The 9859-nt window shown below is 42.9% G+C and carries 6 protein-coding genes; all 6 read left to right on the top strand.

Annotation, left to right across the window (positions count from 1 at the left end; all coding sequences use genetic code 11):
* Positions 1–237 precede the first annotated feature (237 nt).
* Entirely contained in the window at positions 238–4713 is a 4476-nt protein-coding gene (gltB, locus tag FTV09_RS00450; RefSeq protein WP_180056235.1) for a glutamate synthase large subunit, read from the top strand.
* Between the two features lie 73 nt (positions 4714–4786).
* A complete protein-coding gene (locus FTV09_RS00455; RefSeq protein ID WP_180056236.1) occupies positions 4787–6208 on the top strand; it encodes an FAD-dependent oxidoreductase in 1422 nt (473 codons plus the stop codon).
* A gap of 240 nt (positions 6209–6448) precedes the next feature.
* The gene (locus FTV09_RS00460) at positions 6449–7333 is read left to right on the top strand and encodes a metal-dependent hydrolase (protein WP_180056237.1); all 885 of its coding nucleotides are present in this window, start codon (positions 6449–6451) and stop codon (positions 7331–7333) included.
* A 149-nt stretch (positions 7334–7482) separates the two neighbouring features.
* Complete coding sequence (locus tag FTV09_RS00465) at positions 7483–8073, top strand: LemA family protein (protein WP_067762997.1); 591 nt, start codon at positions 7483–7485, stop codon at positions 8071–8073.
* Between the two features lie 29 nt (positions 8074–8102).
* On the top strand, positions 8103–9170 hold the full coding sequence (locus tag FTV09_RS00470; protein ID WP_180056238.1) for a TPM domain-containing protein: 1068 nt from the start codon (positions 8103–8105) through the stop codon (positions 9168–9170).
* Complete coding sequence (locus FTV09_RS00475) at positions 9164–9724, top strand: TPM domain-containing protein (protein WP_180056239.1); 561 nt, start codon at positions 9164–9166, stop codon at positions 9722–9724. The genes FTV09_RS00470 and FTV09_RS00475 overlap by 7 nt, the downstream gene beginning before the upstream one ends.
* Positions 9725–9859 lie beyond the last annotated feature (135 nt).

Genomic DNA, 9859 nt, shown 5'->3' on the forward strand with positions numbered 1-9859 from the left:
GATAAAAGTGCGAAGTCATTAATCCAGTCCGAATTCCTGATCTGAACTGCAAAAGCTGAAAATTTGACTTTTATCCATGCATTAAAGATGAAATCAGTTTATCTTAAGGGTGTGAATAAGAAATAATTTTGCTCAACAGAACAATTCATGTGAGAAAGTTAAGACGAATCGCAACAAGAAATTAAGTTTGTTCAGTGCTCGAAAGAGCTGTAAAGAAAAGAAGGGTACGCTATGCACATGCCATCGCCTAATACTGTAGCTCCCGCTCAAGGTTTATACCAACCGGATGAGTTTAAAGATAACTGTGGTTTCGGTTTAATCGCCCATATGCAGGGTGATGCAAGCCATGATCTCGTCAAAACCGCAATGCATAGTTTAAGTTGTATGACCCACCGTGGTGGTATTGCCGCAGATGGCAAAACTGGTGACGGTTGTGGTTTGCTACTGGCTATGCCTAAAGAATTCTTCCGTGAAGAAGCAAAAAAGCTAAGTGACATTACACTGAGTGAAATTTTTGCTGTGGGTACGGTTTTCTTAAACCTTGATCCTGCAATTGCTGCACATGCAAAGCAAGTCTTAACCAAAGAAATTGAAGAAGAAGGCTGTGTTGTATTGGCTTGGCGTGTGGTGCCAACCAATAATGACGCATTGGGTTCGATTGCAATGCAATCTTTACCTGCCTTTGAGCAAATTATTGTGAACTGCCCGATGGGCGTAACCGAAGTTGAGTTCAACCGTAAATTGGTTATGGCACGTCGTCGTGCAGAACAAAAACTGGTAGGTGATTCATCATTTTATGTAACGACTTTATGCTCAACTGTGATTAGCTATAAAGGTTTAATGATGCCAGCAGCAATTGCTGATTTCTATACCGATCTAGCTGATGAGCGTTTAAAGTCACACATTGTTGTATTTCATCAACGTTTCTCGACCAACACTTTACCACGTTGGCCTTTGGCACAGCCGTTCCGTTACTTAGCACATAATGGTGAGATCAATACAATTACTGCCAACCGTAACTGGGCAATGGCGCGTACACCTAAATTTGAAACACCATTTCTACCAGGCTTAACTGAACTCAATCCAATCGTTAACCGTACAGGTTCAGACTCTTCAAGCCTTGATAATATGCTTGAAGTGCTTGTAGGTGGTGGTATGGACTTGTTCCGTGCGCTACGTATGTTGGTTCCACCAGCGTGGCAAAACGTTGAAACTTTAGATGCTGACTTACGTGCATTCTATGAATTCAACTCGAAACACATGGAAGCTTGGGATGGACCAGCAGGTTTGGTAATTCAAGACGGTCGTCATGCCATCTGTATGCTTGACCGTAATGGTTTACGTCCAGCACGTTGGGTAATTACTAAAAATGGCTACATTACTTTGGCATCTGAAATTGGTGTTTGGGGTTATGAGCCGGAAGATGTTGTGTCTAAAGGTCGTGTTGGTCCTGGTCAAATCTTAGTGATTGATACCTTTACCGGTAAAATGCTAGATACCAATGATATTAGTAACCACTTGAAACGTATGCGTCCATATCGTGAATGGTTACGTGAAAATTCAGTACGTGTTCAAGGTAGTCCTGAGCTTGAAGAATATTTATGTGATCAAGGCTTAAAAGGTGATGACCTAAAAGCTTCACAAAAAATGTTCATGGTGACATTTGAAGAACGTGATCAATTGTTACGTCCAATTGCTGAAAGTGGTCAAGAAGCCGTGGGTTCAATGGGTGATGATACGCCGATGGCGGTATTATCGCGTCAAGTGCGCCATGTATCAGACTTCTTCCGTCAACAGTTTGCGCAGGTAACTAACCCACCAATCGATCCGCTACGTGAATCGATTGTAATGTCTTTAGAGACTTGTTTGGGCCGTGAACAAAACGTGTTTGAACAAGGTCCAGAGCATGCAGATCGTTTGATCATTTCAAGCCCTGTACTTTCAAATTCGAAAATGCATCAAATCCGTACCCTTGGTCGTAAAGGATATGAAATTGCAGATATTGATTTGAACTATGCAGAAAATGAAGGCTTAGAAGCTGCGATTACACGTATCTGTGAAGAGTCTGCTCAAGCGATTCGTGACGGCAAAACTTTATTGGTATTGTCTGATAAGAAAATTCGTCAAGGTTTCTTACCTGCGAATGCCTTGATGGCAACAGGTGCGGTACATCACTATTTAATCAATGCGGGTCTTCGTACAGATGCCAACATTATTGTTGAAACGGGTTTAGCACGTGATGCGCATCAATTTGCAGTAATTCTTGGTTTTGGCGCGACTGCGATCTATCCATACCTTGCGTATGATGTGATCAATGACTTGATCGCAAAAGGCGAGCTATTAGGCGACCCGATCCATGCTCAAGCGAACTTCCGTAAAGGGATTGAGAAAGGTCTGTTAAAAGTACTTTCTAAAATGGGTATTTCAACCGTTGCTTCCTACCGTGGCGGTCAGCTATTCGAAGCTGTTGGCCTATCGGATGAAGTGGTTGCGAAATGCTTCACAGGTGTGCCAAGCCGTATTAAAGGCGCAACTTTTGCTGACCTTGAAAATGACTTGAAAAAATTGGCCGATTTGGCGTGGAAATCACGTAAACCAATTGATCAAGGCGGTATGCTGAAATTCGTTTTCGGTAAGGAATACCATGCATTTAACCCAGACGTAATTAATGCACTGCATAAATCAGTACGCTCTGGTAATTATGCAGACTTCAAAGAATATGCAGAGCTTGTCAATAATCGTCCAATCGCAACGATTCGTGACTTATTTAAGCTTAAAACTGACAATTCAATTGCGCTAGATCAAGTTGAATCGGTTGAAGAAATTCTGCCACGTTTTGACTCGGCTGGTATGTCTTTGGGTGCTCTTTCACCTGAAGCACATGAGGCAATTGCGATTGCAATGAACACAATTGGTGGTCGTTCGAACTCTGGTGAGGGCGGTGAAGACCCAGCGCGTTACGGTACGATTCGTAACTCGAAAATCAAACAAATTGCATCAGGCCGTTTTGGTGTTACTCCTGCATATCTTACATCTGCAGAAGTACTTCAAATTAAAGTGGCTCAAGGTGCAAAACCAGGTGAAGGTGGTCAGTTGCCGGGCGGTAAAGTGAATGGCTTGATTGCACGTTTACGTTACTCAGTGCCAGGTGTGACTTTAATTTCTCCACCTCCGCATCACGACATCTACTCAATTGAAGATTTATCACAGTTAATCTTCGATTTAAAACAGGTTAACCCACAGGCGATGGTGTCAGTTAAGCTGGTTTCTGAGCCCGGTGTTGGTACGATTGCGGCAGGTGTGGCAAAAGCATATGCAGACTTCATTACCATTTCTGGTTATGACGGTGGTACAGCGGCTTCTCCACTTTCTTCAATTCACCATGCAGGTTCGCCATGGGAGTTAGGGTTAAGCGAGGCACATCAAGCACTTCGTGTGAATGATCTACGTGGCAAAGTGCGTGTACAAACTGATGGTGGCTTAAAAACAGGTCTAGATGTTGTAAAAGCAGCAATCTTGGGTGCGGAAAGCTTCGGTTTCGGTTCTACACCAATGATTGCATTGGGTTGTAAATACCTGCGTATTTGCCACTTGAACAACTGTGCGACCGGTGTTGCTACACAGCAAGATCACTTGCGTCAGGAACACTATATCGGTGAGCCTGAAATGCTGATCAACTTCTTCCACTTCATTGCGGAAGAAACACGTGAATGGCTGGCAGCGCTTGGTGTAGCAAGCCTGAAAGACTTGATTGGCCGTACAGATTTGTTGGAAATGCTTCCGGGTGAAACTGAAAAACATGCGCATCTTGACCTGAGTGCATTACTAGAATCTCACCCAGCAGCCAATGGCAAAGCACAGTACTGCGAAGTACAAGGCAATGCACCATTCGACAAAGGTTTATTGGCTGAGAAAATGGTAGCTGAAATGCTACCAGCAATTGAAGCAGGGACAGGTGGTGAATATAGCTTCACAATTGGTAACTGTGACCGTTCAATTGGTGCGCGAATCTCAGGTGAAATTGCAAAACGCTATGGCAACCTGAGCATGGAAGCACATCCAGTTAAGGTGAATCTGAATGGTACAGCTGGTCAGTCTTTAGGTGTATGGAACGCAGGTGGTCTGCATATTAGCCTTGAAGGTGATGCGAATGACTACGTCGGTAAAGGCATGGCAGGTGGTCGTATCTCGATCTTCCCACCAAAAGGTTCACCATTCCAAACGCAAAATACTGCAATTATTGGTAATACCTGTTTATATGGTGCAACGGGCGGTAAATTGTTTGCTGCAGGTACTGCAGGTGAGCGCTTCGCAGTTCGTAACTCAGGTGCCTTCGCTGTAATTGAAGGTGCAGGCGACCACTGCTGTGAATACATGACAGGCGGTATTGTGACTGTATTGGGCAAAGTGGGTCATAACTTTGGTGCAGGTATGACTGGTGGTTTTGCTTATGTACTCGACTTAGATAATGACTTCGTTGACCACTACAACCACGAACTCATTGAATTGAACCGTATCTCAACTGAATCGATGGAAGAACATAAAGAGTTCTTGTGCCGTATTTTAGATGAGCATATTAAAGAAACCGGTAGTGCTTGGGCGTATAAGATCCGCCATGAGTTTGATTTCTACGGCCGCAAATTCTGGCTTGTGAAACCAAAAGCTGCTAATTTGCAGACTTTGTTGAAAACAACTCAAGCTGATCCACAATAATTCCACTACTGCAGATTTGATAGGCAGGTGTAGCGGATAAATAAACCGACTACACCTACCCACGGAGAGAGACATGGCAGAGCGCCTAAATAATGACTTTCAGTTCCTGGATGTAGCACGCCAAGATCCAGAGAAAAAAGATCTAGTTGTCCGCAAAGCAGAATTTGTGGAAATTTATAAACCGTTTACAGCTGAAGTTGCAAAAAACCAAACTCACCGCTGCCTTGGCTGTGGTAACCCATATTGCGAATGGAAATGTCCAGTACATAACTACATTCCAAACTGGTTGAAACTGATTGCAGAAGGTCGTATTTTCCAAGCGGCGGAACTGTGTCACCAAACCAATACACTGCCTGAAGTATGTGGTCGCGTATGCCCGCAAGACCGTTTATGTGAAGGTGCTTGTACCTTAAATGATGGTTTTGGTGCAGTGACCATTGGTAATGCAGAGAAATATATCAACGATACAGCCTTTGCTTTAGGCTGGCGTCCAGATATGTCACACGTGAAATGGACTGATAAAAAAGTTGCCATTATTGGTGCAGGTCCTGCTGGTCTTGGCTGTGCTGACATTTTGGTTCGTAACGGTGTAAAACCCGTTGTATTTGATAAACGTCCTGAAATTGGTGGTTTGCTGACTTTCGGTATTCCAGAATTCAAGATGGAAAAAGACGTAATGAAGCGTCGCCGTGAGATTTTCTCAGGCATGGGCGTTGAGTTCCGTTTAAATACTGAAATTGGTACAGATGTTACCATCGATCAATTGCTTGCAGACTATGATGCTGTTTTCATGGGTATGGGAACCTATACTTATATGAAAGGTGGTTTCGCAGGTGAAGATCTTGATGGCGTGGTTGATGCGCTTGATTTCTTAATTGCCAATGTCAACCGTACTCAAGGTTGGGAAAAAGATCCATCTGAATACATCAGCATGGAAGGCAAAAAAGTGATTGTTCTCGGTGGTGGTGATACCGCGATGGACTGTAACCGTACCTCGATCCGTCAAGGTGCCGAATCGGTTGTCTGTGCCTACCGTCGTGACGAAGAAAACATGCCGGGTTCACGTCGTGAAGTGAAAAATGCGCGTGAAGAAGGCGTGGATTTCCAATTTAATCGTCAGCCGATTGAAATTGTAGGTGAAAATGGCAAAGTGACGGGTGTTAAAGTTGTGACCACTCAGTTGGGTGAGCCAGATAGCCGCGGTCGTCGAAGCCCTGAACCAGTTCCGGGTTCAGAAGAAATTTTACCAGCAGATGCAGTATTGCTTGCCTTCGGTTTCCGTACCAGCCCTGCAGATTGGTTTACTACATCAAACATTAGTATGGATGGTTCAGGTCGCGTCATTGCTGCTGAACAGCAAGAATTTAAGTTCCAAACATCGAATCCGAAAATTTTTGCCGGCGGTGATATGGTCCGTGGATCTGACCTTGTGGTAACCGCAATCTGGGAAGGTCGCCAAGCTGCAGAAGGTATTCTTGACTACTTAGATGTTTAAGTCATGACATGCCAGTGATTGCATTGGATTTATTCAAAAAACTCGCTTCGGCGGGTTTTTTATTTTTTGGAATTTACCTCAAATGACAAGTAAATGGATTTTGCAGATAAATACGCTTAAAAGTTGTCAGACAGCGCTTTAGAATGGTGAATTATGCAAGTGTGCTAGCACATTTTGCCATGTGTGAAAGAGCTTAGGAATTACATACTGCCAGCATGATCACATTTAATGGATATTATCATGACTCAAGTGACGGCACAAAAATCATATCTTAATCGTCCGAAAGCCATTGGTATTACAGTACGTCGCCCACAATTTAATCCAAAGGCGATCAAGCGACATTATTTTGCCAATTCACCGGTCATGTCGCATTTACTGACAGCATTATCATCGACCTTTCCCATCGGTGAACAATTTTTTGTACACAGTGTTCGAAACGTTCGCGATAAAGTGACTGATGAAAAACTGCTAGCGGAAATTGCTGCATTTATTGGACAGGAGGCGATGCACTCAAAAGCACATGCAGAATTTAATGATGCTTGGCGAAGCGATGATTATAATTTGGATCGCTTTCAAGCATGGTTAGCTCGAAAAGATAGGTATGTAAAAAATCTACATCCCAAAATACAACTCGCTATTACCTGTGCTTTTGAACATTTTACTGCGCTGTTGGGGGGGTATATTTTAAGACATCCTGAAGTGCTCAGTGCTTTGGATGATGACGCGATTAAACTATGGGTGTGGCATGCAATTGAAGAAATTGAACACCGTGCAGTAGCCTTTGATGTCTATCAACATGTCTATGGTGATGACAAAATCCGTCGCATGATTATGCGCAGTGTTACCACAGGTTTTGCCAGCTTAACCTTTTATTCTGCCACGAGATTGTTTTTGCAAGATAAGAAAAAAAGCTTACCTAAAGTAGGAGGGAATGTATTCGGTATATATTTATTGGGCAAAATGTTTGTTCAGTTGGTGCCAGAATACTTATCTTATTACAAAGCAGGATTTCATCCCGCTGAGATTGATTACAGTAAAATTGTAGGTTATTGGAAAACTAGACTTGCTGAAGACTACCAATTTGAAGGTTTTCAAGATCATCAAACACAAATTTTATATAGTTAAGATTGCAGCCCTCGAAAGAGGGCTTTTCTTTGAATAAAGAGAATAGATGAAAAAAATGGATCACAAAGAAAATACATAAAAAAGGTAAAAATTCAGGTTAGAATGAATTTATTTAAACAATTACAAATAAATACTTGAGGTTAAGGGATATGAATTTAATGAAAAAAAGCATGCTCACTGTAGCCCTTGTGAGCACACTAACATTAAGCGGTTGTGGCTATAACACTTTACAAGTCAAAGATGAGGCCGTTACAGCAGCATGGTCTGAAGTACAAAACCAATATCAACGTCGTGCAGATTTGGTGCCTAATTTAGTGAATGTCGTCAAAGGCTATGCAAAACATGAAGAGCAAGTGCTAACGGAAGTAACGCAGGCACGTGCCAATGTAGCGGGTCTAAAAGTGGATAAAGAAGTTTTGGAAGATCCAGCACTGTTCCAAAAATACCAAGAAGCACAGGCACAAATGACTAGCGCACTTTCACGTTTAATTGCAGTCTCCGAAAATTATCCAGACTTAAAAGCCAATGAGCAATTCCGTGATTTACAGGTACAGCTTGAAGGCACTGAAAACAGGATCGCTGTCGCACGTAATCGCTACATTACTACGGTACAAGACTTTAACGGCTATGCACGCCAGTTCCCGCAAGTGATGACAGCTAAAGTCATTGGTATGGATACCAAGCCTAACTTTAGCGCAGAGCAAAGTGCACAAACTGCACCGAAAGTTGATTTTAATTAATTGGCATCACTGGATTGTGAGGTGGGCTGATGGTGGATTTTGAGCTAAAACATACAGGTTTGTTGTGGCTGCAGCGCATGGTTTTAGCATGCTTATTGTGTGTGGTGGGTTTCACACATGCAGAAACTGCCACCGCTACAGATGTAGATGCTGAAACAGTTGTTGTTGGTAAAATATTAAAAGATCAGCAGTCAGCTACGCAAAAAGAAACAACAGCACAGCCTGTAATCAAAATTCAGCAACCACAAATTGCTAATGATATGGCAGATGGCGAGTCGATTCGTGGACTGCCAACACTGAATGAGCCTGTAGTAGATCAGGCAAATTTACTTTCTGTGGCAGAGAAGCAGGCGATTAGTCAGAAAATTCTGCAATTGCATGAACATGGCAAAGCTCAAATTGGCGTGGTCATTGTACCGACAACAGGGCAGGAAGATATTTTTGACTATGCCATGCGTATTGCTGAGAAGTGGCAATTGGGCTCTGCCAAGCGCGATAACGGTATTTTAATGGCGATTGCAGTGAATGATCGTCGTATACAGATTCTGACTGGATATGGCTTTGAAGGCATTATGCCGGACATTATTGTTAGTCGAATCATTCGTAATCAAATTACACCGTACTTTAAGCAAGCTCAATATGCCCAAGGCATTGATGCTGGCTTAATGGAAATAACTCAAATTTTAAATCAAGACCCTGAAGTTGCAGCTCAAGCAGCCCAAGAGCTGAAAGAACGTCAGGAACAAGCCTTACACGAGCAACAAGCCAAAGAAAAAACCTTTACCACGGCTCTGATTATTTTAGTGGTGGGTATTTTTGCATCCTTTATTGTGGGTAAGCGCTTAAGTGCCTCAACTGCTGCAGTAGCAGGCACGGTCGCGGGACTGGTCAATGGCGCTGGTTTGTTGACTAGTTTACTCATGGGTGGTGCAATTTTCTTTTTACTGATCACTGCGATTGCACAAACGATTTTTCAAATGTTTCTTGCCGGTGGTGGAGGCGGAGGTGGTCGCAGCGGCGGTGGTGGTTTTGGTGGTAGTGGCTATAGCGGAGGCGGTGGTGGTTTCGGCGGTGGGGGAGCATCAGGTTCATGGTAACGAAAACAGAAACAACAGAAATTGTCACCTGTCCAAAAACACAGGAAATACAGCAACCAAGTTTTAAACGCTGGTTGAAGCACTTCTTTTTTATGCCTGCAGCAAACCGGTTTTTTAATAAGCAAGATCAGCAGGCCATTGCGCAAGCGGTGACGGAAGCTGAGCATGGCCATGTGGGCGAAATACAGGTGGTGATCGAAGGACATATTCCGTCAAACCAAGCGTATTATCAAAACACCCGTGCTCGTGCTGAACAGCTCTTTGCTGAGTTGGGTGTCTGGGATACTGAGTTTAATAGCGGAGTATTATTGTATTTGAATATCTGCGAACGTCAGGTAGAAATTGTTTTTGACCGTGGGCTGCGTCAAGCAACTAACGATAAAATTTGGCAAGGTATTTGCCAAAATATCATTGCTAAAATGCAAACTAAAGACTACCGCAATGCAATGACAAGTGGAGTTTCTGAGATTGGTCGAGTCTTAAATCTTTTTTATGCTGATAAAACACAAGAACGTGTTAACGAATTAGCCAATTCGCCAATAGTACTACGTTAATAAACAGGCGCAGATTCAAATCCCAAGTGCAACACATTTGTAGTTAGTTGAAAAAGTTAGGTGTATTCATAGAATCATTAGACTTTTTCAACTCGCAATTGGAAAGCACACAATGAAGAAATACACCCAACTTTC

It is taken from the genome of Acinetobacter sp. YH12227 (genome assembly GCF_013417785.1).
Taxonomy (GTDB): Bacteria; Pseudomonadota; Gammaproteobacteria; order Pseudomonadales; family Moraxellaceae; genus Acinetobacter; species Acinetobacter gandensis.

What these genes read in the sequence shown, in the direction of transcription:
- gltB (WP_180056235.1), top strand. Translation starts at nt 238, where the DNA reads ATGCCATCGCCTAATACTGTAGCTCCCGCTCAAGGTTTATACCAACCG.
- FTV09_RS00455 (WP_180056236.1), top strand. Translation starts at nt 4,787, where the DNA reads ATGGCAGAGCGCCTAAATAATGACTTTCAGTTCCTGGATGTAGCACGC.
- FTV09_RS00460 (WP_180056237.1), top strand. Translation starts at nt 6,449, where the DNA reads ATGACTCAAGTGACGGCACAAAAATCATATCTTAATCGTCCGAAAGCC.
- FTV09_RS00465 (WP_067762997.1), top strand. Translation starts at nt 7,483, where the DNA reads ATGAATTTAATGAAAAAAAGCATGCTCACTGTAGCCCTTGTGAGCACA.
- FTV09_RS00470 (WP_180056238.1), top strand. Translation starts at nt 8,103, where the DNA reads ATGGTGGATTTTGAGCTAAAACATACAGGTTTGTTGTGGCTGCAGCGC.
- FTV09_RS00475 (WP_180056239.1), top strand. Translation starts at nt 9,164, where the DNA reads ATGGTAACGAAAACAGAAACAACAGAAATTGTCACCTGTCCAAAAACA.